The organism is Gammaproteobacteria bacterium (genome assembly GCA_028817225.1).
GTDB lineage: Bacteria > Pseudomonadota > Gammaproteobacteria > Poriferisulfidales > Oxydemutatoraceae > Oxydemutator.
In genome coordinates this window covers 39,809-65,000 of sequence record JAPPQC010000027.1, presented here as the reverse complement: position 1 = coordinate 65,000, position 25,192 = coordinate 39,809, and the positions used below count along the sequence as shown (strand labels likewise).

General features: G+C 64.0%; 26 protein-coding genes and 1 other RNA gene (1 of these 27 only partly in view). 8 read left to right on the top strand and 19 right to left on the bottom strand.

Going from position 1 to position 25,192, the window contains the following annotated elements; genetic code table 11:
• Positions 1-551, top strand: partial view of a Dyp-type peroxidase gene (locus tag OXU50_03860; protein MDD9869015.1) — the 3' portion only. Its footprint begins 388 nt before the window's first position; only the last 551 of its 939 coding nucleotides appear in the window; its start codon lies off the left edge, out of view; its stop codon occupies positions 549-551.
• A 3-nt stretch (positions 552-554) separates the two neighbouring features.
• Here the strand turns inward: OXU50_03860 and OXU50_03855 are convergent, their stop codons facing one another.
• The 5 genes from OXU50_03855 to purL form a co-directional block, all read right to left on the bottom strand.
• A complete protein-coding gene (locus OXU50_03855) occupies positions 555-872 on the bottom strand; it encodes a 2Fe-2S iron-sulfur cluster binding domain-containing protein (GenBank protein ID MDD9869014.1) in 318 nt (105 codons plus the stop codon).
• Positions 873-956: 84 nt separating this feature from the next.
• Positions 957-1,589: a sulfoxide reductase heme-binding subunit YedZ gene (locus OXU50_03850; protein MDD9869013.1), complete on the bottom strand. Its 633-nt coding sequence runs from the start codon at positions 1,587-1,589 to the stop codon at positions 957-959.
• Between the two features lies 1 nt (position 1,590).
• Positions 1,591-2,535 carry a protein-methionine-sulfoxide reductase catalytic subunit MsrP gene (gene msrP / locus OXU50_03845; GenBank protein ID MDD9869012.1) on the bottom strand — a complete coding sequence of 315 codons (945 nt, stop codon included), beginning with the start codon at positions 2,533-2,535 and terminating at the stop codon, positions 1,591-1,593.
• Positions 2,536-2,644: 109 nt separating this feature from the next.
• Entirely contained in the window at positions 2,645-3,874 is a 1,230-nt protein-coding gene (locus OXU50_03840) for a DNA methyltransferase (GenBank protein MDD9869011.1), read from the bottom strand.
• Positions 3,875-3,884: 10 nt separating this feature from the next.
• Positions 3,885-7,850 (bottom strand): phosphoribosylformylglycinamidine synthase, encoded by a 3,966-nt coding sequence (gene purL / locus OXU50_03835; protein ID MDD9869010.1) that lies wholly within the window; start codon positions 7,848-7,850, stop codon positions 3,885-3,887.
• 93 nt (positions 7,851-7,943) lie between these two features.
• Between purL and ssrA the strand changes: the two genes are divergently transcribed.
• Positions 7,944-8,298, top strand: a transfer-messenger RNA (tmRNA) gene (gene ssrA / locus OXU50_03830).
• Between the two features lie 89 nt (positions 8,299-8,387).
• Here the strand turns inward: ssrA and bfr are convergent.
• The 7 genes from bfr to grpE all read right to left on the bottom strand — a co-directional run bounded on the left by bfr (position 8,388) and on the right by grpE (position 15,572).
• Complete coding sequence (bfr, locus tag OXU50_03825; protein ID MDD9869009.1) at positions 8,388-8,852, bottom strand: bacterioferritin; 465 nt, start codon at positions 8,850-8,852, stop codon at positions 8,388-8,390.
• A gap of 133 nt (positions 8,853-8,985) precedes the next feature.
• Positions 8,986-9,195 (bottom strand): (2Fe-2S)-binding protein, encoded by a 210-nt coding sequence (locus tag OXU50_03820; protein MDD9869008.1) that lies wholly within the window; start codon positions 9,193-9,195, stop codon positions 8,986-8,988.
• A 92-nt stretch (positions 9,196-9,287) separates the two neighbouring features.
• Positions 9,288-10,598 (bottom strand): selenium-binding protein, encoded by a 1,311-nt coding sequence (locus OXU50_03815; protein MDD9869007.1) that lies wholly within the window; start codon positions 10,596-10,598, stop codon positions 9,288-9,290.
• Between the two features lie 198 nt (positions 10,599-10,796).
• A complete protein-coding gene (gene dapB, locus OXU50_03810) occupies positions 10,797-11,588 on the bottom strand; it encodes a 4-hydroxy-tetrahydrodipicolinate reductase (GenBank protein ID MDD9869006.1) in 792 nt (263 codons plus the stop codon).
• 143 nt (positions 11,589-11,731) lie between these two features.
• Positions 11,732-12,892 carry a molecular chaperone DnaJ gene (gene dnaJ / locus OXU50_03805; GenBank protein MDD9869005.1) on the bottom strand — a complete coding sequence of 387 codons (1,161 nt, stop codon included), beginning with the start codon at positions 12,890-12,892 and terminating at the stop codon, positions 11,732-11,734.
• Between the two features lie 27 nt (positions 12,893-12,919).
• Complete coding sequence (dnaK, locus tag OXU50_03800; protein MDD9869004.1) at positions 12,920-14,845, bottom strand: molecular chaperone DnaK; 1,926 nt, start codon at positions 14,843-14,845, stop codon at positions 12,920-12,922.
• A gap of 85 nt (positions 14,846-14,930) precedes the next feature.
• The gene (gene grpE / locus OXU50_03795; GenBank protein ID MDD9869003.1) at positions 14,931-15,572 is read right to left on the bottom strand and encodes a nucleotide exchange factor GrpE; all 642 of its coding nucleotides are present in this window, start codon (positions 15,570-15,572) and stop codon (positions 14,931-14,933) included.
• 209 nt (positions 15,573-15,781) lie between these two features.
• Between grpE and OXU50_03790 the strand changes: the two genes are divergently transcribed.
• Both OXU50_03790 and recN read left to right on the top strand, forming a co-directional pair.
• Positions 15,782-16,669, top strand: a complete 888-nt coding sequence (locus OXU50_03790; protein MDD9869002.1) for an NAD(+)/NADH kinase — start codon at positions 15,782-15,784, stop codon at positions 16,667-16,669.
• A gap of 12 nt (positions 16,670-16,681) precedes the next feature.
• Entirely contained in the window at positions 16,682-18,376 is a 1,695-nt protein-coding gene (recN, locus tag OXU50_03785) for a DNA repair protein RecN (GenBank protein ID MDD9869001.1), read from the top strand.
• An 11-nt stretch (positions 18,377-18,387) separates the two neighbouring features.
• On the opposite strand, the gene fur is transcribed toward recN, so the two are convergent.
• The gene (gene fur / locus OXU50_03780; GenBank protein ID MDD9869000.1) at positions 18,388-18,828 is read right to left on the bottom strand and encodes a ferric iron uptake transcriptional regulator; all 441 of its coding nucleotides are present in this window, start codon (positions 18,826-18,828) and stop codon (positions 18,388-18,390) included.
• Positions 18,829-18,914: 86 nt separating this feature from the next.
• On the opposite strand from fur, the gene OXU50_03775 reads away from it, so the two are divergent.
• Together OXU50_03775 and OXU50_03770 are read left to right on the top strand one after the other, a co-directional pair.
• A complete protein-coding gene (locus OXU50_03775; GenBank protein MDD9868999.1) occupies positions 18,915-19,283 on the top strand; it encodes an outer membrane protein assembly factor BamE in 369 nt (122 codons plus the stop codon).
• 164 nt (positions 19,284-19,447) lie between these two features.
• Complete coding sequence (locus OXU50_03770) at positions 19,448-20,293, top strand: DNA ligase (protein MDD9868998.1); 846 nt, start codon at positions 19,448-19,450, stop codon at positions 20,291-20,293.
• A gap of 5 nt (positions 20,294-20,298) precedes the next feature.
• Here the strand turns inward: OXU50_03770 and OXU50_03765 are convergent, their stop codons facing one another.
• Together OXU50_03765 and OXU50_03760 are read right to left on the bottom strand one after the other, a co-directional pair.
• The gene (locus OXU50_03765) at positions 20,299-20,973 is read right to left on the bottom strand and encodes a sulfotransferase family 2 domain-containing protein (GenBank protein ID MDD9868997.1); all 675 of its coding nucleotides are present in this window, start codon (positions 20,971-20,973) and stop codon (positions 20,299-20,301) included.
• A gap of 128 nt (positions 20,974-21,101) precedes the next feature.
• Positions 21,102-21,254, bottom strand: coding sequence for an RnfH family protein (locus tag OXU50_03760; protein MDD9868996.1), 153 nt, complete (start codon positions 21,252-21,254; stop codon positions 21,102-21,104).
• Between OXU50_03760 and OXU50_03755 the strand changes: the two genes are divergently transcribed.
• A complete protein-coding gene (locus OXU50_03755; GenBank protein ID MDD9868995.1) occupies positions 21,237-21,473 on the top strand; it encodes a hypothetical protein in 237 nt (78 codons plus the stop codon). The genes OXU50_03760 and OXU50_03755 overlap by 18 nt on opposite strands.
• 5 nt (positions 21,474-21,478) lie before the next feature.
• Here OXU50_03755 and OXU50_03750 read toward each other — a convergent pair whose 3' ends face one another.
• From OXU50_03750 to OXU50_03735, 4 genes are all read right to left on the bottom strand, one after another.
• Positions 21,479-22,225 (bottom strand): sulfotransferase family 2 domain-containing protein, encoded by a 747-nt coding sequence (locus OXU50_03750; GenBank protein MDD9868994.1) that lies wholly within the window; start codon positions 22,223-22,225, stop codon positions 21,479-21,481.
• 128 nt (positions 22,226-22,353) lie between these two features.
• Complete coding sequence (locus OXU50_03745) at positions 22,354-22,638, bottom strand: RnfH family protein (protein ID MDD9868993.1); 285 nt, start codon at positions 22,636-22,638, stop codon at positions 22,354-22,356.
• A 50-nt stretch (positions 22,639-22,688) separates the two neighbouring features.
• Positions 22,689-23,156 carry a type II toxin-antitoxin system RatA family toxin gene (locus OXU50_03740; protein MDD9868992.1) on the bottom strand — a complete coding sequence of 156 codons (468 nt, stop codon included), beginning with the start codon at positions 23,154-23,156 and terminating at the stop codon, positions 22,689-22,691.
• Between the two features lie 48 nt (positions 23,157-23,204).
• On the bottom strand, positions 23,205-24,590 hold the full coding sequence (locus OXU50_03735) for a sodium-dependent transporter (protein ID MDD9868991.1): 1,386 nt from the start codon (positions 24,588-24,590) through the stop codon (positions 23,205-23,207).
• Between the two features lie 83 nt (positions 24,591-24,673).
• Here OXU50_03735 and smpB point away from each other — a divergent pair, with 83 nt between their 5' ends.
• Positions 24,674-25,144 carry an SsrA-binding protein SmpB gene (gene smpB / locus OXU50_03730; protein MDD9868990.1) on the top strand — a complete coding sequence of 157 codons (471 nt, stop codon included), beginning with the start codon at positions 24,674-24,676 and terminating at the stop codon, positions 25,142-25,144.
• The last annotated feature ends 48 nt before the right edge of the window (positions 25,145-25,192 follow it).

Below are 25,192 nucleotides of genomic sequence, written 5' to 3'. Positions count from 1 at the left end.
CGCTGGAAATCACCGAAGAAACGGCGTGCAGCGAACACCTCGACTCGCGCGACCTGACCGGCTTCATTGACGGCACCGAAAACCCGGAAGGAGACCGCGAGCGCGCCGAAACCGCGCTGATTGACAGCGGCGAGTTCGCCGGCGGAAGTTTTCTGTTCACGCAGCGCTACCGCCACGACCTGGCGTCGTGGTCGCGGCTCGGCGTGCGAGAGCAGGAAAAAGTCATTGGCCGCACCAAACCCGACAGCGTGGAACTGCCCGACGACGAGAAACCGGAGACGGCGCACATCAGCCGCGTCGTCATCGAGGAAGACGGCGAGGAACTTGAAATCGTGCGCCACAGCATGGCGTACCACTCGCTGGCCGGCGAAAGCGGCCTGTTCTTCGCCGCCTACACGAATGACCCGGACATCATCGAAAAGATGCTGGCGCGCATGTACGGACAGGCCGGCGACGGCCTGCACGACCACTTGATGGACTACACCACGCCGGTGTCCGGCGCGATGTTTTTCACGCCGTCGCTGGAGACGCTGAAGGAACTCGCGCGCTGAGCGTCAGCGCAGCGCGTCCTGTTCGAAATCCACTTCGACGGTGATGTCGCTTTTCAGCCTTGCCTGGCAGGCCAGGATCATGCCGTTGTCGAGCATCTCCTTGTCGAGCACATAGGAGAAGTCGTTCAGCGGCTTGACCTTGCCTTCCTTCAGCAGGCAGCGGCAGGTGCCGCAACTGCCGACCCGGCAATCATGAGGCCACTTGATGCCGGCGTTGAGCGCCGCCTGCAGCAGGTTGATGCCGCCGTTCACATCAAAAGTCTCGCCGGTGTTCGCAATCGTCGCCTTGAAGTCCTTGGGCTTTTTCTTGAACAATCCCATTGTCAAATCATCACTGTGAAACTGATGCCGCCCATCATAGCACAAACCCGGCGGCAATCCATCCGGGCGGCCCGGTTTGCGGGTTTATCCGCGGCTCAGGTTCCTGGACGCGGCGAAGCGCCAGAGCCGGTAGCCCAGCAGCACCGCCAGTATCGCCAGATAAATCCACGCCTTCAAGAAGTCGGCGCGCACCAGCCACCAGTAGTGCAGCAGGCCGACGATCGCGATGACATACACGAGGCGGTGCAGGCGGTTCCAGCGGTGTTGCAGCCAGCGCACGGCGGCGGCGTTGGAGGTCGCGGCCAGCGGTATCAGCAGCACGAACGCGGTGAAGCCGGCGAGAATGAAGGGCCGCTTGACGATGTCCTCGACGATGGATTGCCAGTCGAAGAACTGATCAAGCCAGATGTAGGTGATGAAGTGGCACACGGCGTAAAAGAAGCAATACAGGCCGACGGCGCGCCGGTAGCGCACAATCCGCACGCGCAGCAGCGCGGCGACCGGCGTGAACGCCAGCGTAATCAGCAGCAGGCGCAGCGTCCAGTCGCCGAGAAAGCGCGTGATGTATTCGATGGGGTTGGCGCCGAGATCGCGGTAAACGCCCGTCCACACCAGCCACGCCAGCGGCAGCAGGCAGGCGATGTGGACGAAAACCCGGGCGGCGCGGATGGCGCGCGCGCCCTGCGGGGAAACACCGGTGGCGGCGCCGTTGCTCAAGTCAGAAGTTTTTCTTCAGATCCATGCCGGCGTAGAGATGCGCGACTTCTTCCTCGTAGCCGTTGAACATCCGCGTCTTGCGCTTGCCGAATTCGCCGATGCGCCGCTCGCGCCGCTGCGACCATCGCGGATGGCTGACTTCGGGATTGACATTGGAATAAAAGCCGTACTCGCCCGGCGCCTGCCTGCCCCACGCCGTCGGCGGCTCGTCGCGCGTGAACTCCATCGAGACGATGGACTTGATGCTCTTGAAACCGTACTTCCACGGCACCACCAGTCTCAGCGGCGCGCCGTTCTGGTTCGGCAGCACCTTGCCGTAAAGCCCCACCGCAAAAATCGCCAGCGGGTTCATCGCCTCGTCCAGCCGCAGCCCTTCCTTGTAGGGCCATTCCAGAATCCGGCGTTTCTGCTCCAGCAGGTTGTCGGGGTCGAATATCGTCTTGAAGGCGACATATTTGGCGTGGGAGTTCGGCTCGCAGCGCTTCACGACCTCGGCCACCTCAAAACCGACCCACGGAATGACCATGGACCAGGCCTCGACGCAGCGCAGGCGGTAAATTCTGTCTTCCAGTTTGTGCGGCTTGACAAAGTCCTCAACCGAATAAACGCCGGGTTTGGCGCACTCGCCCGACACCTCAATGCTCCACGGCTCGGTAACCAGCCGCTCGGCGTTCTTGTGCGGGTCGGCCTTGCCGGTGCCGAGTTCGTAGAAGTTGTTGTAGGTGGTTACATTGTGGTACGAGGTCCATTCCTCGTCGGTGTTGTAGCGGCTGTCCGGCAGGTCGCCGAAGTCCGGCCCTAACGCGGCGCCCGCGGCGCCCGGCAACAGGCCGGCGGCGAGCGCGCCCGCGCCCGCCCTGATGAATTCACGGCGTTTCAGGTACACCGCGTGCGGCGTGATTTCCGACGCCTTCGGTTGTGATTTTTTTGTGATTTGTATCAGCATGTGGAACCTCCGTTTCGCCCTCCCCGGCATATTATATTGTGCCAACCCCGCCCAGGTTGCAAGCGGCGTGAAATGTGCGTGAAGGGGCGCCCGCCGGGGCGCGCCGCGCCTACTCTTTCCTGAACAGCACAATCCGGTTGGTGTTGGTGCCGCCGCGGTTGTTGCCGACGCCCCAGATGTTCGATGTCTTGGTGAATTGCTGGCGGTTGATCATGACCGCCGTGCAGCGGAAACCGGACGCCGTCCCCGCCGGCAGCACATGTTCTTCCAGACGGATGCGGCCATTCCTGACTTCGCCGACCTCAAACGCGACCCAGCCGCCGGGGCGGGTAACGCGGTGCAGTTCGCGGAAAACTTTCGTCATCGCGCATTGCCACGCGCCCACATCGCGCGCCAGCGCCGCGTTGCGTTCAATGGCGGCGGCGTCAATGCCGTTGAACCAGCAGCGCAGCCAGTTGTCTTTCGCATACTGCACGGTATCGAGGAACGGCGGCGAGGTGACCGTCAGCGCAACCGAGGCGTCCGGGATTTGCGGCGTTTCGCAGGCGTCGGCGGCGATGAAAACCGCGTGCCGCGCGCGGCGGCGCATCGCCTCGCGGCGCGGCGCATCCAGGCCGGACAGCAGTTGCCGCGATTTTCTCGCAATCAGGTCGCGGACATTTCTGTACGGCGGCGCCTGGCGGCGCTTGCGGTTGATCCGAACCTGCCCGTCGCGCGACGCGGCCTGGTTCGGCGGCAGCGTATAGACGGAGAAGAAGCCGGGGGAATGCCCGCTCAGCCGGTTGGTCGCCACCATCCGTATCCACCGGTCAGTGGCGTCTTCGGCGCCGCGCGCGCGCCTGGATTGCAACTCGTCCCTGAGGGCGAGAATTTCGGCCTCGGTGTCGGGGTGGTAGAACATGGACAGGCCGGCGTCCGCCGCGCGCCGCGGCGCCGGGTATTCGAGAAGACGCTGTTGCACCTCGTCAAGCGACGGCGGCTCGATTCTCGGGCGAGCCAGCACCTCGCTCAGCGGATTGACATCGTTGGACACCGGAATGCGCCCGTTCAGCGCGGCCTCGACGGCGGTGGTGCCGCGCCCGGCGAACGGGTCGTAGATGACATCGCCCTCAGACGACAGCAGGCCGATGAAAAAGCCCGGCAGTTGCGCCTTGAAACACGCCCGGTACGAGACTTCATGAATCGGGTTGCCCTGCCGCTGTTTCGCGGTCCAGAACTCCGCCGTGAACCGCGGTATCTTGCCGCCGTCAAAGGAAAGATAATCCGGCGCCGCCGACGCGCAGCGGTTCAGATGCTCGTGCAGCGCCGGCGCCGCCGCGTTGTTCGCCGTCGTATTCATCCCGCCGCCACTACGCCAGCCAGCGGCGGGCATTCTGGAACAGGCGCAGCCACGGGCCTTCCTCGCCCCAGCCAGGCGGGTGCCAGGAGTGCTGGCAACTGCGAAACAGCCGCTCCGGATGGGGCATCATGATGGTTACGCGGCCATCTTCATTGCACAGCCCGGTGACGCCGCCGGCGCTGCCGTTCGGGTTCTGCGGGTAGCGTTCGGTCGCGCGGCCATCGTTGTCCAGATAACGAAGGCAGATGAAAGACTGCGCCCGGCGCTGCGCGTCTTCGCCGAAAACGGCGCGGCCCTCGCCGTGCGCGACGACGACGGGCAGCGCCGAGCCTTCCATGCCCGCGAGCAGGATGGACGGCGACGGCAGAATCTCGACCATCACCAGCCGCGCCTCGAAGCGGTCGGAGCGGTTGCGCTGAAAACGCGGCCAGTGGCCCGCGCCCGGAATCATGCCGGACAGGCGCGACAGCATCTGACAGCCGTTGCAGACGCCGAGTACAAAGGTATCGTCGCGCGCAACAAAACCCGCGAACGCATCGCGCACGCGCCCGTGCAGCAGCACCGACTGCGCCCAGCCGGCGCCGGCGCCGAGCACATCGCCGTAGGAAAAGCCGCCGCACGCGGCCAGCCCGTGAAACGACCGCAAGTCCTCGCGCCCGGCAATCAAATCGCTCATGTGCACATCGCGCACATCAAAACCCGCGCGCGCAAAAGCCGCCGCCATTTCCATCTGCCCGTTGACGCCCTGCTCGCGCAGCACAGCCACTTTGGGCGCCGCCGCAGGCTTTGCTCCGGGCACGGGCGCCGACGCCGACCGTGCGCCAGCCACGGGCGCCGCCGCAGGCATTGCGCCAACCTCCGGCGGCGGCGCAAACGAATCATCGGACGGGTCAAATGTCAGCGACGCCCCCAGCCCGGGATCACCGCCGTCGCACACGCTGTCGAGTTCCTGCGCCGCGCAGTCGGGATGGTCGCGCAACTTGCGGATATGAAAACCGGTTTCCGACCACCACCGTTTCAGTCGCATCAAATCCCACGAATGCGATTGTTCGCCGCCGCGAATTTCCAGTTTGCGTTCGGGAATGCAGCAGCCGATGTCGCGGCAGTCGGAAGACAAACCATAACGCCGCGCAAGCGACGGCAACTGCTCCGCCGCCTGCGCCGTTGCCTGAATGACAACGCCCAACTCTTCCGAAAACAGCGGCGCCAGCAGCCCGGCGTCCGCGCCGGCGTCGTCGCCGCGCACATCGCAGCGCACGCCGCAATGCCCGGCGAACGCCATCTCGGCAAGGCACGCAAAAAGGCCGCCGTCGCTGCGGTCGTGGTAGGCAAGCAGCAGGCCGCGTTCGCGCAATTCGCGCAGCAGGCCGAACAGGCCCGTCAGTTTTTGCGGCGCATCCAGGTCGGGCGGCGCGCCGCCGGTGCGCCCGCAAGATTGCATCAGGCACGAACCGCCGAGGCGGTTTTTGCCGCCGCCGAGATCAATCAGCCACAGCCTCGCGCCCGCCGCGTCCGGGCGCAGTTGCGGCGTCAGCGTGGCGCGCACATCGCCGACCGGCGCGAACGCCGACACCACCAGCGACAGCGGCGACACCACTTGTTCATCGCGCCCGTCCGCCCGCCACGCCATCTGCATGGACAGCGAATCCTTGCCGACCGGAATCGCAATGCCGAGTTCCGGGCACAATTCCTGCGCCACCGCGCGAACGGTGTTGAACAACGCCGCCGCCTGCGCGTCGTCGCCGGCGGCGGCCATCCAGTTGGCCGACAGCCGCACATCGCCCAGCGCCCGCACATCCGCCGACAGGATGTTCAGCAGCGCCTCGGCCACGGCCAGGCGCCCCGACGCCGGCGCGTCGCAAACAGCCACCGGCGTGCGCTCGCCCATCGCCATCGCCTCGCCGGCATAAGCCGAATAATCCGCCGCCGTCACGGCAACATCGGCGACCGGCGTCTGCCACGGCCCGACCATCTGGTCGCGCACCACCAGCCCGCTGATGCTGCGGTCGCCGATGGTAATCAGGAACGACTTCGACGCCACCGCCGGCATTTTCAGCACGCGCTCAACGGCATCGTCAACGCCGATGTCGTCCGGCGCCGCCGCGCCCGCCGCGCCGAACGCCGCCGCGACCGAACGCGAGCCACGCGGCGGGTCGCCGAGCAGCACCGGCATCGGCATGTCCACCGCGTCGCGCCCAAGCAGGCGGTCTGTTACAACCAGTTGCCGCCGCGCGGTGGCGCTGCCGATAACCGCCGCCGGGCAGCGTTCGCGTTCGCAGAATCGCAGAAAGTCCGGCAGGCGCGCGGCGTCAATCGCGGCGACATAACGCTCCTGCGCCTCGTTGCACCAGATTTCCATCGGCGACAGGCCGCCGTCGGCGCACGGAATATCCCGAAGTTGCAAACGCCCGCCGAGGCCCGCGCCGTGCACCAGTTCCGGCAGCGCGTTGGCGAGGCCGCCGGCGCCGACATCGTGTATCGCCAGAACCGGATTGTCATCGCCGAGCGCGGCGCACTGCTCGATGACTTCCTGGCAGCGCCGCTGTATCTCGGCGTTGTCGCGCTGCACCGACGCGAAATCCAGTTGCTCCGAACTGGCGCCGCCGCCGACCGACGACGCCGAGCCGCCGCCGAGACCGATCAACATCGCCGGCCCGCCGAACACGACCAGCGGCGTGCCGTCGGCAAACGCGCGCTTGGCGATGTGGCCCGCGCGCAGCGTGCCGAGGCCGCCGGCGACCATCACCGGCTTGTGATAACCCCAGGTTCGCCCGTTGGCGGCGTGCTCGAAGGTCCTGAAATAACCGCACAGGTTCGGGCGCCCGAATTCGTTGTTGTAGTTGGCGCTGCCTATCGGCGCCTCAATCATGATTTGCAGCGGCGAGGCGATGCGCGAGGGCCTTCTTTCAGCGCCTTCCCACGGCTGCACAAACCCCGGAATACGCAGGTTGGACACGCTGAAGCCGGTCAACCCGGCCTTCGGACGCCCGCCGCGCCCGGTCGCCGCCTCGTCGCGGATTTCGCCGCCGGCGCCGGTGGCGGCGCCGGCAAACGGCGAGATGGCGGTCGGGTGGTTGTGGGTCTCGACCTTTATCAGGATGGGCTGCGGCTCCTCAACGCAGCGGTAACGCCGCGTTTCGGCATCCACAACGAGGCGGCGCGCCGCGGCGCCTGCGATGACGGCGGCGTTGTCTTCATACGCCGACAGCATGCCGTGCGGCGAGCAGGCGTGCGTGTGCCGGATCATCTCAAACAGCGTCTTTTCGCGGCGGCGCCCGTCGAGCGTCCATTCGGCGTTGAACAACTTGTGGCGGCAGTGTTCGGAGTTGGCCTGCGCGAACATCATCAGTTCGGCGTCGGTCGGCGCGCGCGCCTGCCCGCGATAGTAATCGAGCAGATAGGTGATTTCGTCCGGCGACAACGCGAGTTCCCAGTCGCGGTTGACGGCCTCCAGCCGCGCACGCGGGTCGCCGTCCAGCGCAACCTCGCGCAGCGGCCCGGCCTCGGCGCGCGCAAAAACACGGCCCGAAGGCGGCGGCGAATAACACACTTCCTCGGTCATTCTGTCGTGCAGCAGCGCCGCGCACGCATCGCGCTCAGCGGCGCACAGCGGGCGGTTTGACGACAGACAGTAGCGAACGCCGCGCTCGACACGCCGCACCTGTTCCAGGCCGCAGACATGGAAGATGTCGGTGGCCTTGCTGGACCACGGAGATACCGTTCCCGTTCTTGGAATAACATCAACGGCAGTGTCGGCGGTGCCGGCATCGGCAGGCGCCGACGCAAGAACGCCGTCCGGCGCCAGCAGCGATTCAAGGCGGCGGCGCGCGTCCTCGCCGGGGGCGCCGTCCATGTCGAGGAAATAAACCGCGGCGGCCCGCAGGCCGGAAACGACGGCGCATGCCAACTGCAAGCGGGCGAGCAACTGCCGCCGCCTGAATTCCGACAAGGGCGAGGGGCCGTAGAGGACTTGCATGGCGGCCATTATAGACGGCGGCGGGCGGGCGGCGGGCCGGGGCTGCGCCGCCCGCGCCACAGGGTTGCGCGCCCGTGCTATACTGGAGTTTCCGGGGGCGATTCGGCTTCGACGCACATTGCAAAACCGGAGGCGCATGCCGAGCAGGTGGCTAAACTCGTTAAACTTGCCGCAAACCAATAGTTGCCAACCAAGACAACTACGCATTAGCGGCCTAAAAAACCGGCTATGCCTTCCGCCCGGCGGTGCTTGTAACGCCGGAGCGGGAGTCATTTTTACAAGCTCGCCGGACGGCTGGTTCGCGGCCTGCCGGTTAAACTCCTAATGCGGACAGCCTGGCCGGATTTTTTGTCCGTCAAAAGCGGCCAGGATACGAAGACGGACTAAGCATGTAGTGCCAAAGGCGGAGAATGGGCGGACGCGGGTTCGATTCCCGCCGCCTCCACCAGATTCCCGGGCCTCCTTCGGGACAGTGACGGCCTGATATTCCGCAGCGGAATGTCAGGCCGTTTTTGTGTACGGCGCCTGCGTGCGGCGTCACATCATGGACTGGAGATAGTTCTCGATTCCGACCCGGCGGATGCGGTCGAACTGCGTTTCCAGCCAGTCAATGTGCTCTTCCTCGCTTTCAAGAATTTTATCGAACAACTCGCGCGACACATAGTCGCCGTTGCTTTCGCAGTACGCAATGGCGTCCTTCAGGTCGGGCACCGCCATGCGCTCCAGTTCAAGGTCGCAGCGCAGCATTTCCTCCGGTTGCTGCCCTATCAGCAGTTTGCCGATGTCCTGCAGGTTGGGCAGGCCCTCCAGAAACAGGATGCGCTCGACCAGCAGGTCGGCGTGCTTCATCTCGTCAATGGATTCGTTGTATTCGTGCTCGTCGAGTTTGTGAAAGCCCCAGTTCTTGTACATGCGGGCATGCAGAAAATACTGGTTGATGGCCGTCAACTCGTTTCGCAAGACCTTGTTCAAATATTCAATGACACCATGGTCGCCTTTCATGACACATCACCTCCTGAAACAATGAATTCGTTTGTGTCTTCGCCATTATAAACCGGGCGCAAGCCGGGCGGCGAAGTTGTCGCCGCCGAAAGTTGTCGCTGCCGGAAAATGCGAATGCGCCGCACATTGAGAATCATTCCCGGCGGGAATGGTCAGGCGCGCGCGGCGGGTTGTTGGCACCGGGTTTGGCGCCGCCGAGGAGGCGTTTGGCGTATTCAAGGCACTTGCCGCAATCCACGCCAAGCCCGAGCGTTTCGCGCAGTTTGGCGAGCGTGTCGGCGCCGCCGGCGACGGCGCGCCGGATTTGCTCTTCGGTGATGGCCCTGCAAACACAGACATACATGCAGGAATTATAGGCGCAAAAAAACGGGGCGGCGGGGGCGCGGCGCGGCGCACCCCCGTCTCGCCCCGCGATGGGCCGTTGGCGGAAACCGCTTAGCGGGTCGCCTCGGTCAGTTTGGTGGCGCCGGCTTCGGGCGCGGCGCTGTAGAGTGAGTAGGCGCCGAAACGCATCTGGTGCGGACGCCCGAGTTTCTCGGCGTAGAAGTCCACGGCGAACTGGAGTTTCACCTTCTTGCCATCCCATGTGAACGACTTGAAGAACTGCTCGTCGGCGTCGCCGGTCTTGTCCCAGTTGCCCAGCAGCGACGATGTGTAATACACGCGCTTGCCGTCCCAACTTTGCGAGATCATGTTGACCTGGCTGCCGACGACATGCTCATAGACCTGCTTCGCGTTGAACGGGTCGCTGATGTCGAAGTAGCGGCTCTTGCCGTCCATGAAGGTCTGCACCCACATGCCCTGGTCATCCGATGTGATCGAGATGTCCACCGGCAGCGGCACTTTCGACGGGTCGCCGATGGTGCCGTTCTCCTTGGCATGCCATTCGCCCTTCTCGTCCTCGTAGATGATCCACATCTTCGAGGTCAGGGCCGTCGTCGTGAAGCAGTAGTTGTGGTTCGGCTGCCACGCGCAACGGATTTCAAGCGGCGCGCCGGGCACATCAAAGACTTTCTTCGGCTTGCGGGTGTGCAGGTCCCACAGCACCATCGTGTTGCCGAAACGCTTCATCGCCTCGCCGTCCTTCAGCATGGTGCCGAAGTCCATCATGTAGTTCGACCAGCCGGTGAACGACGAGGTCAGCATGACATTGCGTCGCGGCAGCACCCGCACATCGTAGCCGTAGCCGTCGGCCAGTTTGCCGCTCTTTTCGGCGCCGCGCAGATCCTGGTCGGTGGGCATCCAGTGCGCCGTGACATATTCGCCTTCATTGGTGTATTCGGCGAGACCGGTGCGGCCACCGTGGTCCTTGTTGTTGGACAGCGCCGAGACCATCATGCGGCCCGGCAGCGCGTAGAGCGTGTGCGGGCCGACCATGCCGCCGGTTTTTGCGACAAAGTCGGTGACGACCTTGTGCAATTTCGGCTCGCGCGGATTGCTGTGGACATCAAAGATGAAAATCTTGTTGCTGTCGAGGCCGCCGGCCCAAAGGTAGCGGCGGTCGTCTGTCAGGCCCGAGTGGTGCGCTTCGTTGCGCCCGCCGACCGACAGCGTGCCGACCACTTTGCCGTAGTCCTTTGAATCGGGGTTGACGGCCACCGTCACCAGTTTGTCCTGCTCATCGCCCAATCCCTCGACGCCAAGCGTCCAGATATAGACATAGTCTTCCTGGCCCACAATCTTGGCCATGTAGGGAGACATGCAGGTTTCATCGGCATGCACGGTGGACGCCAGGCCCGCAATCATCCCCAGAGCCGCGGCGGCGGACACCAGGCTGGAACGAGAAAATATTCTCCTCATTTGGAAACTCCTGAATAGTTTTGGAAATTGTAGGGAATCCGGTCTTTTGACCATATTACTGCGGCGGAGTATAGCACGGCGCGGAAAAGCCCGGGCTATACCTTTTGGAAGGGGCATCAATGCTTTACTGCGGCTGAAACCCGCTCACAGCCCGAGAACGGCGCGCATGTCATAAAGGCCCGGCGTGCGGCCCGCAACCCATGCGGCGGCGTGCAAGGCGCCGCGGACGAATCCGAGGCGGCTGGCGGCCTTGTGTGAGATTTCAATGCGCTCGCCGTCCAGCGCGAACAGCACCTTGTGCTCGCCGACGATGTCGCCGGCGCGGATGCTCTGAAAGCCGATTGCGCCCGCAGGCCGCGCGCCGGTCTGGCCGTGGCGCTGATAGACGGCGCAGTCTTCCAGATTGCGGCCAAGGGCCTCGGCGACCACCTCGCCCATCTTCAGCGCGGTGCCCGACGGCGCGTCCACCTTGTGGCGGTGGTGCGCCTCGACGATTTCAATGTCGGCGTCTTCGCCGAACACGGCGGCGGCGTCGCGCAGCAGTTTCAGGCACAGGTTGACGCCGATGCTCATGTTGGGCGCGACAACCAGCGGTATCGTCTTTGCCGCGGTTTCCAACTCGCGCGTCCCGGCGGCGGAAAAACCGGTGGTGCCGATGACCATCGCCCGCTTCATTGAAACGCACGCTTGCAGCGCGCGCAATGTGGCCTGCGGCACGGAGAAGTCTATCAGCACATCAAAGCCGCCGCCGGCGATCGCGTCCGAAGACTCCAGCCGCACGCCGCTTTCAGCGCCGCCTGCGGCAACGCCGGCGTCCGCGCCCAACTGCGGCGAGTTGGGCAAGGTATAGGCGCGCGTCCATTCCAGCGCGGCGAAAGACGGCGCGGCTTCGGCCAGCGCGCGGCCCATGCGCCCCTCGGCGCCGTGTATCGCAATGCGAACCGCGCGCGCATCGGCGGCTGCGCCGACGGATGTGCCGGTGGCTGCGGCGCCGGACGCGGCGGCGGGTGTGCCTGTGTGCGCGGCGGCGCGTGTGTTGGCGGGCGCGGCGGAGCGCGCGCCGGTGGAATCCTGCTGCGTCACAGTTTCAGATCCAGGTTGTCGAAAAAGTTCTTGATGCCTTCCATCCAGCGCCCCACCTTCGGCGTATGCTTGTGCGAACTGCCGAGCGACGCATCGAGTTCGCGCAGCAGTTCCTTCTGGCGCGCGGTCAGGTTCACCGGCGTTTCAATGCGGGTGCGGCAAATCAGGTCGCCGGTGAAATAGTCGCGCTTGGACTTGATGCCCTTGCCGCGCACCCGGAACAACTTGTCGTTCTGCGTCCCCGCCGGCACCTTCAGGCTGACGCGCCCGTTCAGCGTCGGCACCTCCACCTCGCCGCCGAGCGCCGCGGTTGTCAGCGAAATCGGCACATCAATCAGCAGGTCGTCGCCCTGGCGCCGGAACACATCGTGCGGCCTCAGGTTGACGACGATATACAGGTCGCCCGGCGGGCCGCCGCCGGCGCCGGCCTCGCCCTCGCCGCTGAGGCGTATGCGGTCGTCCTGGTCAACGCCGGGCGGAATCTGCACCGCCAGCGTCTTTGTGCTGCGCGCGCGCCCGGCGCCGCCGCAGGCGGTGCACGGCTTCTCGATGATGCGCCCGCGCCCCTTGCAGGTCGGGCAGGCGCGCTGTATCGAGAACGGCCCCTGCCGCGCCCACACCTGGCCGTTGCCGCCGCAGGCCGGGCATTCGCGGATGCCGCTGCCCGGCTCGGCGCCCTTGCCGTCGCAGCGCCCGCACGCCTGCATCGTCGCAACCGGAATGTTCTTCTCGGCGCCGAAGGCGGTTTCCTCCAGCGTCAACTCCACCTCGTATTCCAGGTCGTGGCCGCGCCGCGCCGACGCCCGCCCGCCCCACGCGCCGCCGCGCCCCGGCGACACGCCGAAGAAGTCGTTGAAGATGTTGTCGAAGATGTCGTGGATGCCGCCGGCGCCGAAACCGCCGCCGCCAAAGCCGCCGCCCGCCGCCGACGCATTGACCCCGGCGTGGCCGAAGCGGTCGTAGGCGGCGCGCTTCTGCGCGTCGGACAGCACCTCGTAGGCTTCCTTGGCTTCCTTGAACTTTTCCTCCGCCGACCCGTCGCCCTTGTTGCGGTCGGGGTGGTGTTTCATCGCAAGTTTGCGGTACGCCTTGCGAAGTTGGTCGGCGTTGGCCTGGCGCGGCACGCCCAGCACTTCATAGTAATCGCGCTTGGCCATCAGTCCGCCGGCGGCGCGGGCCAAAAATCACTTTTTGGAGTCGTCCACTTCCTCGTATTCGGCGTCCACCATGTCGTCATTCTTGTCACCGTCGTTTTTGCCGGCGCCGTCGTCCGCGGCGGCGGTTTCGGTCTGCTGCTGCGAGTAAATGCGCTCGGCGAGTTTACCCGAAACCTCGGCCAGTGTCTGCGTCCGCGCCTCAATCGCCGCCTTGTCGTCGCCCTTGACGGCCTCTTTCAGGTCGTTCACCGCGGCCTCGATGTCCTTGCGCTCGCCGGCCTCGGCCTTGTCGCCCAGTTCCTTCAGCGACTTCTCTGTCGCGTGTATCAGCGCCTCGGCCTGGTTGCGCGCGGTGGCCAGTTCGTGGAAGCGTTTGTCTTCCTCGGCGTGTTTCTCGGCGTCCGACACCATCTGCTGTATCTCGTCGTCCGACAGGCCGCTCGACGCCTTGATGACGATGGACTGCTCCTTGCCGGTCGCCTTGTCCTTGGCCGACACATTCAGGATGCCGTTGGCGTCAATGTCGAACGACACCTCGATTTGCGGCACGCCGCGCGGCGCCGGCGGGATGCCCGCCAGGTCAAAGCGCCCGAGCGACTTGTTGCCGGCGGCCTTCTCGCGCTCGCCCTGCAGCACATGCACGGTCACCGCGCCCTGGTTGTCTTCGGCGGTCGAGAACACCTGCGACGCATTCGTCGGAATCGTCGTGTTCTTGTCTATCAGGCGCGTCATGACGCCGCCGAGCGTCTCGATGCCGAGCGACAGCGGCGTCACATCCAGCAGCAGCACATCCTTGACATCGCCGCCCAGCACGCCGCCCTGAATCGCGGCGCCCGCCGCGACCGCCTCGTCCGGGTTGACATCCTTGCGCGGCTCCTTGCCGAAGAACTCGCCGACGCGCTGCTGCACTTTCGGCATGCGCGTCTGGCCGCCGACGAGTATCACCTCGTCAATGTCGCCGGCCTTCATGCCGGCGTCCTCCAGCGCCTGCCGGCACGGGCCGATGGTGCGCTCGATCAGGTCGTCCACCAGCGACTCCAGTTTGGCCTGCGTCAACTTGATGTTGAGGTGCTTCGGCCCCGACTGGTCGGCGGTGATGTAGGGCAGGTTGATTTCGGTCTGCTGGCCGGAAGACAACTCAATCTTGGCCTTCTCCGCGGCCTCTTTCAGCCGTTGCAGCGCGAGCGGGTCGTTTTGCAGGTCCATGCCCTGGTCTTTGCGGAACTCCTCGGCGAGGTAGTCAATCAGGCGTTTGTCAAAGTCTTCGCCGCCGAGAAAGGTGTCGCCGTTGGTGGCGTGCACCTCGAACTGGTGCTCGCCGTCCACTTCGGCAATCTCGATGATTGAGATGTCGAAGGTGCCGCCGCCGAGGTCGAAGACGGCGATTTTCCTGTCGCCCTGCTGCTTGTCCATGCCGTAGGCGAGGGCCGCCGCGGTCGGCTCGTTGATGATGCGCTTCACATCCAGGCCGGCAATCTTGCCGGCGTCTTTCGTCGCCTGGCGCTGCGAGTCGTTGAAATACGCGGGCACCGTGATGACGGCCTCGCCGACTTCCTCGCCGAGGTATTCCTCGGCGGTCTTCTTCATCTTCATCAACACGCGCGCCGAGACTTCCGGCGGCGCCATTTTCTTGCCGCGCGCCTCGACCCACGCATCGCCGTTGTCGGCCTTGACGATCGGGTAGGGCACCAGTTTGATGTCCTTCTGCACCTCGTCTTCCCGGTGGCGGCGGCCAATCAGCCGCTTGATTGCATACAGCGTGTTGGCGGGGTTGGTCACCGCCTGGCGCTTGGCCGGCTGGCCGACCAGGATTTCGTCGTTTTCATTGAACGCGACGACGGAAGGCGTCGTGCGATCGCCTTCGCTGTTCTCGATAATCTTCGGCGTTGAACCGTCCATGACGGCGACGCACGAATTGGTTGTTCCAAGGTCTATGCCTATGATCTTGCTCATGCCCTGTCTCCTCTTCGGGTTGTGCACATTGAAATAAGGGGGAAATCCGGTTTTTCAAGCCTTTCGGGGTGCTTTGCGGGGGGCTTCATTTTTCGTTATTCCGCTGATTTTCCGTGTTTTCTTTGCTTTGCCGGTTTTGCCGGTCTTCGGCGTTTTCGGCGCTTTCAACACTGCCGGCGGGCGCCGCGCCGGCCACCGCCACCATCGCCGGGCGCAGCAACCGCCCGCACAGCAGGTAGCCTTTCTGCATCACATGCAGCACCGTGCCCGGCGGGTGCGCGCCGCCCGGCTGCGTCATCATCGCCTGGTGGTGTTCGGGATTGAAGACCTCGCCCTGCGGGTTGACTTCCTCAATGCCGAACTTGTCAAACACCTGTTGCAGCGCTTTCAGCGTCAACTCAACGCCTTCACGGTGGTCGCCGCCGCCCGAACTGCCCGCCTCGCCGGCGCCGCCGTGCAGCGCCAGTTCCAGGCTGTCCTTGACGGCGAGCATCTCCAGCGCAAAACCTTCCATCGCGTATTTTCGCGCCTGCTGCAATTCACGTTCGCCGCGCTTTCGCAGGTTCTCCATTTCGGCGCGCGCGCGCATCCACTTGTCCTCGGCGGCGGCGGCGCGCTGTTCGGCTTCTTCAAGTTGCGCGCGCAGGCCGTTTGGCGGCGCGGCGGCGGCGGATTCGCCGTCGCGCTCCGGCGGCGGCGCGTCTTCCGGTTGTTCTGGTTCGTTCATCTGGTTCCCTGCGGCGGCCCGTGGGGTAATATATGGAGAATTCCCCGGGGGTTTCAAGGGGGCGGCGGCGCGAAACAGGCGGAGATTCCCGTTTTGGCGGACAATCAACGCATTACACCGCCGCGCCGCGCACGGCGGTGATGGGACATCCCCGCCGATGCTCCATAATGGCGCCTTGCAGATTGCGCCCGAACACGACAGAGCCATCCATGAAAGACATCCGCAAAGCCGCGCAGCCCGGCCTGGTGCTGAAGCACAGCGACGAGAAAGTGCGCGATCTCGCCGACCGCCTCGGCGCGTACCTGCTGGAGCGCTTCGACTCGCTGACCGTCTGCGAGGAAGACCGCGAATGGATCAGCGCGCGCGACGAGATTGACTTCACGACGCGCGAGCAGATGGCGCGGCGCTGCGACCTTGTCATCGCCGTCGGCGGCGATGGCACGCTGCTGAAGGCGGGGCACATCTGCGCCGCGCACGGCATTCCCGTCATCGGCATCAACCTGGGGCGGCTCGGCTTTCTCGTCGAGATTCCGCCGGACAGGTTCCGCGCCGAACTCGACGCGATGTTCGCGGGCCGCTGTCAACTGGAAGAGCGCGCGATGCTGGATGTGCGCCACCTTCGCGGCGACGACTGCATCGCGCGCTTCTGCGCGTGCAACGATGTGACCGTCCGCAGCAAGAACCCGGCGCGCATGATTGAACTGGAAACGGCGATAGACGGCGTTTTCGTCAACACCATCTGGTCCGACGGCGTCATCATCGCGACGCCGACCGGCTCCACCGCCTACGCGCTGTCGAGCGGCGGCCCGCTGCTTGAACCGACGCTTGAGGCGACGCTGATTGTGCCCATCTGCCCGCACACGCTGAGCCACCGCCCGCTGGTCGTCCATTCGCGGGAAATCATCGAGGTCACGGTGCCGTCGTCGGAACCGGACAAGGCGGTGCTGGCGATTGACGGGCAGATACGCGGCGACCTCGACGCCGGCGACCGCGTCGTCACCAGGCCGCTGGAACAGAAACTGAAACTGATACAGCCGCTCGGCCACAATTATTTCGGCACCCTCAGGACCAAACTGAAGTGGAGCGAGAAACTCTGAGCGGCGAAGGCGATGCTGAAAACCCTGGCCATCGAGAACCTCGCCATCATAGACCGGCTGGAAACCGCGTTTGACGCCGGCCTGTCGGTGCTGACCGGCGAGACCGGCGCCGGCAAGTCCATCCTCGTGGATGCGATTGAACTCGCCCTCGGCAAGCGCGCGCAAACGCGGCTGATACGCCCGGGCGCGCGCCGCCTTTCCATCAGCCTGGTGTTTGATGTCGGCGACATCCCGCAGGCCGGCGCGTGGCTTGAGCGGCGCGAACTGGCGCAGGCCGACGACAGTTGCATTCTGCGCCGCACCGTCGGCGCCGACGGGCGCTCGCAGGCATGGATCAACGGCCAGCCGGCGACGCTGGAGCAACTGAGGGAACTCGCCTCGCACCTGATTGACATCGTCGGCCAGAACGCCCACCAGATGCTGCTGCGGCGCGACAAGCACCTGTATCTTCTTGATTCGCAATGCGGCCACGCCGAACAGTTGCGCGAAATCGGCCAACTGGCGCGGCGCTGGAAAGAGGCCGGCGAGACGCTTGAACAACTGGCCGAGAACGCGCGCGAACTGACCGAACGGCGCGAGTGGCTGGAGCGCCAGGTTGCGGAACTGGAGGGCAGCGGCGTCAAGCCGGGCGAATACGGGGAACTGGAGCGCGAACACCGCCTGCTGTCGAAAAAGGAGAGCCTGAAAAGCGCGCTTCACGAAGTCCACGCGATGCTCGACGACAACGACGGCGCCGACGCCGCGACGCTGCTGGGCAGGGCGTCGGGCGTTGTTGACAAGCTGCGCGACACCGACCCGCAACTGGCGGCGGCGGGCGAACTGGTCGCGGCGGCGCTGGGGCAGACCGGCGAGGCGGCGCGCGAGATACGCGGCGCGCTTGAACGGATTGAGGTGTCGGACGAGTACTTCGCGCAACTGGAACAGCGCATCAGCCGCCTGTCGGCGCTGGCCGACAAATACCGCACGCAGCCCGCCGCGCTGCCCGAACAACTGGAATACGCGCGCGCCGAACTGGAAAAACTCGGCGACCCGGCGACCGACCCCGAACAACTGCGGCGCGAGCGCGCCGAACTGGAAAAACGCTACGGCGAACTGGCCGCCGGCGTCAGCGAACGCCGCCGCAAGACGGCGGCGGCGCTGGAGAAAAATGTCGTCGCGACACTGCACAAACTGAACCTGGCCAAGGCCGAATTCAAGGTGCGTTTTGCCGGCGCCGGCGACGACGCGCCGGCGCCGTCGGGGCGCGAACGCGCCGAATTCATGATTCGCGCCAACCCCGGCCAGGACTTGCAGCCGCTGACGGCGACCGCCTCGGGCGGCGAATTGTCGCGCATCAGCCTTGCGCTGCAAATGGCGCTGTCAAAAAAACGCCCGATGCCGGTGCTGATTTTCGACGAGGTGGACAGCGGCGTCGGCGGCGCCACCGCCGGCACCGTCGGGCGCCTGTTGCAGGCCATCAGCCGCCGCGCGCAGGTGTTTTGCATCACGCATCTGCCGCAGGTCGCAAGCCGCGCCGCCCACCATTACCGCGTTGTCAAGGAGCAGGACGCGCAGACCCGCGTGCAACTGGAGAAACTCGACGGGCGCGAACGCCGCGTTGAAATCGCGCGCATGATGGCGGGCGAGAAAATCACAAAGCAGTCGCTTGAACACGCAAGGCAGATGCTCGGCGACGGCGAAATGGCGGCGGATTCACCGCTGCCTTAGGACGGCGCCGGTCAGCGGTCCTTGGCGCGGTCGCGGTTTTTGCAGTCGCGGTCGAGGCAGTCCACATACATCACCAGCGAGTGATCGCTGATGGAATAGCCGTGCTTGCTGGCGATTTCGCACTGGCGGCGTTCAATCGTGTCGTCCATGAATTCGGTGATTTCGCCGCACTGAATGCAGACCATGTGGTCGTGGTGGCCGCCGTGGTCGAGTTCGTAGCAGGCCGACCCCTTCTCGGAGAAGTGGTGGCGCATGACGATGCCGGCGGATTCAAACTGGGTCAGCACGCGGTACACCGTCGCCAGCCCGATTTCCTCCTTTTCCTCGAGCAGTTTGCGGTAGATGTCCTCGGCGGTCAGATGGTGCTCTTCCGAGCACTCCATGATTTCCAGTATCTTCATCCGGGGAATGGTGACCTTGAGGCCGGCTTTTTTCAGATCCTGCTTGTGCATCGTTCTGCCGCGCGGCGGCGGTGTACAATAAGGGCATGTTACCACCCAAACCGCCCGGCGGGAAGAAACCCGCGCCGCACGCGCGAATGGCGCTGATTCTGGCGGCGCCGCTGCTGCTCGGCGCCTGCTCCGGCGGCCTTTTCAGCGAGGCCGGGGACTATTTCAGGAAAGTCTTTTCAAGCGACTCCTGGCGCTTCTACCGGATGGACATTTCGCAAGGCAACCTGCTTGATGAAAAGGCCGTCGCGCGCATCAGGCCGGGGCTGACCCGCGAGCAGGTCGTCTATCTGCTCGGCAACCCGGTGCTGCCGAGCATGTTCCATGACGACCGCTGGGATTACATCTACTACCTGGACTCGCTGGAAAAGGAAAACGAGCGTTACCACCTGACGCTGTTCTTCGACGAAGACCGCGTCGTGCGCGTTCGCAAACCGAAGCCGCAGGAACCAACCTGAAACGCTGACGCCGCTCTTTGACGGCAGCCGCATCGTGTGCATTCGCAGGCCGGAACCGCCGCAGCAACCGGCCTGAAACCCGGCTGCCGACCGTTCGTCGGCTGAATGATACCGCTTGTCCGCCGCACGCCGCGCGTGGTGGCGTGCGCCTTGATACTTGCGGCATGAAACAGAAACCGCAAAAAACCGCCGCTGTCGTGTGGGCCATCGCGGCGCTGATGACCGCCGCGCCGCTGCACGCGGCGGACTTGCCGCTGGCGCGCAAGTACAGCGGCGGGATTGATTTGTCGCAGTACTGGGTCAGCGAAAAGTTTGACGGCGTGCGCGCGCGCTGGAACGGCGAGAGGCTGATTTCACGCGGCGGCAACGCCTTCGCCGCGCCGGCCTGGTTCACCGCCGGCTTTCCGCCGACGCCGCTTGACGGCGAGTTATGGGCCGGGCGCGGCCTTTTCTCCGAAACCGCGTCCATCGTCACCCGCGCCGCGCCGCACGAAGGGTGGCGGCGCGTAAGATATATGGTCTTCGACCTGCCCGCGCCCGGCGTCTTCAACGAGCGTCTGCAACGACTGCGCGCGCTGGCGGCCACCGCCACCAGTCCGTACATGGAAGTCGTGCAACAGCGCAAGGTGTCCGGCCACACCGCGCTGATGGAAACACTCAACGCCATCACCGCCGCCGGCGGCGAAGGGCTGATGCTGCGCGACGGCCAGTCGCGCTACCGCGGCGGGCGCTCCTCCGGCCTGCTGAAACTGAAGAAATTCGACGACGCCGAAGCGCGCGTCATCGCCCACCACCCCGGCAAGGGAAAATTCGCCGGCATGACCGGCAGCATCACCGTCCAGGCAAAACACGGCCCGCCGTTCAGAATCGGCAGCGGCTTCACCGATGCACAGCGCAAAAACCCGCCGCCCATCGGCGCGCTCATCACCTTCAGACACCACGGCCACACCGCCAACGGCCTGCCCCGCTTCCCGGTGCTCTGGCGCGTGCGCGCCGACGAACCGGAGTAAGTCAATCAGGGGGCTATCAGTCCGTCAAAGTCGTAGCCAAACTGCTCCAGATCCTCCCGGAACCAGTTCCCGACAACTTCCCTGGTTTCATCATCGTAATAGTCCCTGTAATCGTATGAAATCCGGCCCTTGTTGAGATGCGGAACACCGGAGAACGGAATATTCAGCCGTTGACAAACAATTCTCATGTCTTCTTCGATGTTTTCAAGACGCACGATGAAATCCACAAGCACATCCCCCTCGTCATTCTTGATGTACTCAACCTGATTCCAGCGATCCAGTATTTCGGGAAAAGTCCTGTACGGATACAACTCTGCGTCAAAAACACACTGTGCCCATTTCCGGAAATGGGTTTTGGAATTGTAAAAACATCCGGGAACGGAGTACAAATGCTTGGCAACAACTCTTGCATAAGGATTTCTGACAATTGCAAAAGTGAATTTTTTCCGCCAACTCTCCAACCCTGTCTCCCGGATGATGCTCCGGGCAGTCTCATGACGCCATGTGCCATCCCCAATGCCGTGCCTGCACATACTCAGGACTGTGGTGCTTCCCGATTTGGGAACGGCAATGCACACATAGTTCCTGAAGGAATCTATATGGAGCAGAGGCAGTCTCGACAAAACCCTCCTGCACTTGCTGAGTATCCTGCCTGCGGTCATCGGATGCACGTTACTCATGGCAAATTTCCCCGAACCTCCTTGTAAAATGCCCTGCCAGCCGCAACGATGCCCGCCACCGCCACCCTGCTTGCACACGGAACAATAGCATAACATGCCGTATTCCGGAGCAAACTCGTGTCATCTTGTCATTCCCCCGAACGGCCGGCGCGGATTCTGCGGGCTTCCATCGGGGTGCGGCGCAGCGGGCGGTAGATTTCAATGCGGTCGCCTTCCTCGAGCACGCAGTCGAGCGCGACGCGGCGCCCGAACACGCCGACCGCGTGGCGGGCATCGCCCATCACCCCGGCAAGGGAAAATTCGCCAGCATGACCGGCAGCATCACCGTCCAGGCAAAACACGGCCCGCCGTTCAGAATCGGCAGCGGCTTCACCGATGCACAGCGCAAAAACCCGCCGCCCATCGGCGCGCTCATCACCTTCAGACACCACGGCCACACCGCCAACGGCCTGCCCCGCTTCCCGGTGCTCTGGCGCGTGCGCGCCGACGAACCGGAGTAAGTCAATCAGGGGGCTATCAGTCCGTCAAAGTCGTAGCCAAACTGCTCCAGATCCTCCCGGAACCAGTTCCCGACAACTTCCCTGGCTTCGTCATCGTAATAGTCCCTGTAATCGCAGGAAATCCGGCCCTTGTTGATATGCGGAACACCGGAGAAAGGAATGTTCAGTCGTTGGCAAACCATTTTCATGTCTTCTTCAATGTTTTCAAGATGTACTATGAAATCCACAAGTATATCGCCTTCGTCATTCTTGATATACTCAACCTGATTCCATCGATCTGCAATATACGCAGAACGCCTGCAAGGATATAACTCCTCAGAGCAAAGGGCTTTTGCCCACTGACAAAAATAAGTTTTCGAGTCAAGGACATGGCCGGGAACATTAACATGATATATTGAAACTACTCTTGCATAAGGATTTCTGACAGTTGCAAAAGTGAATTTTTTCTGCCAACTCTCCATCCCTATTTCCCGAATGATGCTCCGGGCAGTCTCATGACGTCCGGTACCATCTCCAATGCCACGCCTGCACATACTCCGGACTGTGGTGCTACCCGTTTTAGGAATAGCAATGCACACATAATTCTTGAAGTGGTCAATATGAATCAAAGGCAGTTTGGACAAAACCCGAAAGATTTTAGCCTGGAACCCACCCTCGTACCTGGGGTCAATATGGAGCAGAGGCAGTTTGGACAAAATCCTGCTGCACTTGCTGAGTATCCTGCCTGTGGTCATCGGATGCACGTTACTCATGGCAAATTTCCCCGAACCTCCTTGTAAAATACCCTGCCAACCGCAACGATGCCCGCCACCGCCACCCTGCTTGCACACGGAACAATAGCATAACATGCCGTATTCCGGAGCAAACTCGTGTCATCTTGTCATTCCCCCGAACGGCCGGCGCGGATTCTGCGGGCTTCCATCGGGGTGCGGCGCAGCGGGCGGTAGATTTCAATGCGGTCGCCTTCCTCGAGCACGCGGTCGAGCGCGACGCGGCGTCCGAACACGCCGACTGCGTGGCGGGCGAGGTCCATGTCGGTGAATTCCTCGGGCAGGCCGGACAGGCGGATGGCGTCGGCGACGCGGGCGCCGCGCTCGACCGTCAGCCTGACGAGGCGCCGGCGTTCGCCGGCGACGCAGGCGACTTCAACCGCGATGGTGTCCATCAACCGGCGGGCGGATGGTGATTGCCCGCGTCCGGCGGACGCCGGCGGCCTCAACCGCGATGGCGCCCATGATTGTGCCCATGCTTTTGTCCATAAACGGCGCGCGCGCGTTCGAGAAAGGCGTCCATCAGCGACGCGGTGATCCGGTGGAAAAACCGGTTCAGGAACAGCCGGTAAAACGGCGCGGCGAACTCGAAGCCGACGGTGAACGCAATCTTGCAGCCGTCGTCGCCCAGCGGCGTGAAACGCCAGCCGCCGCGCAACTGCCGGAAAGGGCCTTCGGCCAGTTCCATCTCGACGCTTTGCGGCGGCGTGTTGCGGTTGACGGTCGCAAACGACAAGTCCACGCCGCCGTGGCGAATTTCCAGCCGCGCGCGCACGCGCCCGTCGGCAAGCGGCTCGACGGCGGTCGAGCGGCACCACGGCAGAAAGCGGTCGTAGGCGGAGATGTCGGTCACCAGCGCGTACATCTGGTCGCAGGTGTAGGGCACGACGGCTTCCCGCGTCACCCGGCTCATGCCGACCGACCGACCGGGTGAAACAAAATCAGCGGCACCGCCCGCCTGTCAGTTCATCACCTGCCGGACGATTTCCCAACCGAGCAGGTGAAACAGAATCAGCACCACCGCCGCCGGCGCAATCCAGCGCACCAGCACGCGCCACAGGCGGTAGAGGCGCTCGCTGCGAAAACCGGCTTCCGCCCGCACCGCCGCGCCGGGCAGCATCCAGCCGACGAACAGCACAATCAGCAAACCGCCGAGCGGCAGCATGATGTTGGAGGTCAGGTAGTCGAGCAAGTCAAACACCGTCTTGTCCCACAGTTGGATGTCCTGCCACAGGTTGAAAGAAAAAACCGTGCCAAGCCCGATCAGCCAGGCGACGGCGCCGGCGGTAACGGCGGCCCTGACGCGGCTCCACGCCAGATGCTCGACGGCCCAGGCGATGATCGGCTCCAGCAGCGACAGCGCCGATGTCCAGGCCGCAATCAGCAGCAGAAAAAAGAACAGCGTGCCGAAAATAACGCCGCCCGGCATCTGCGAAAACGCCAGCGGCAGCGTCTTGAATATCAGGCCGACGCCCTGCGCCGGCTCCATGCCGAAGGCGAACAGCAGCGGAAAAATCATCAGCCCGGCCAGCAGCGCGACCAGCGTGTCGGCGAAGGCGACGACCGCCGCGGTGCCGAACAACGGCGCGCTGTCCGGCAGGTACGAGCCGTAAATCATCATCGCGCCCATGCCGAGGCTCAGCGAGAAGAAGGCCTGCCCGAGCGCGACCAGCACAGTCTCGCCGGTGACCTTGCCGAAATCAAACGAGAACATGAAACCGGCGGTGCGCGCCATGTCGCCGACGAAGAAGTTGTAGAAAATCAGCCCCAGTATCAGCGCCAGCAGCAGCGGCATGAAGTATTTGACGACGCGCTCAATGCCCTTGTGGATGCCGCGCATCAGCACCGCGACCGTCAGTATCATGAAGAAGGTGTGCCACAGCGTCAGGCGCTCGGGGTCGCTCACCAGGTCGTTGAAATTGCTGGTGATGCTGTCGGCGGTGGCGTTGGCGAAGGCGCCGGCGCCGGCCTGAAAGACATAGGCGATGACCCAGCCGGCGATGACGCTGTAATACGACAGAATCAGAAACCCGGCAAGCACGCCGAGCCAGCCGGCGAAGCGCCAGAACAGCGGCGTGCCGTAGTCGCGGTGAAAGCGCTGAAACACATTAATCGGGCTGCGCTTGCCGTGCCGCCCAATCAGGATTTCGGCGCTCAGGATGGGCAGCGCGATGAACGCCACGCACACGAGGTAAATCAGGATGAACGTACTGCCGCCGTTTTCACCGGCCATATACGGAAACTTCCAGATGTTGCCGAGGCCGACGGCGGAACCGGTGGCCGCGAACACAAACGCGAGGCGCGAAGTCCACTGGCCGTGGGTGTAGTGCTGTGTGCTGGATGCCATGGCGCCGTTTTCCGTCCTTTCTCCGCGGGCGCAATCTATAATGCGCGGATTCCGGCGGAGCGACGCCATTATACTGATTTGCAATGAAAGCGGCAAAAACACCGGCGCTGATTGTCAGAAATCCGCGCGCATCGCATGATTACGCCATCGAGGAGCGCCTGACGGCGGGCCTCGTGCTCGAGGGCTGGGAGGTCAAGAGCCTGCGGCAGAAGCGCGCGCACCTGAAGGAAAGTTACGCGCTGATCAAGGGCGGCGAGGCGTGGCTGATTGGCGCGCACATCACCCCGCTGCCCGACTGCTCGCCGCAAAGCGGGGCGCAGCCGACGCGCACGCGCAAACTGCTGCTGAACCGGCGTGAAATCGCGCACCTGACCGGCCTGGTTGAACGCAAGGGCTACACGCTGGTGCCGCTGAAAATGTACTGGCAGAAAAACCGCGCCAAACTGGAACTCGGCGTTGGCCGCGGCAAGCAGGCCCACGACAAGCGCGCCGACGAACGCCGGCGCGAATGGGAACGCGAGAAACGCAGACTGGCCGGCAGACTCGCGCACTGAGGAAACACGCTGCCGGCGCACATTGCCGGCGCGCACCGCCGCCGCGCG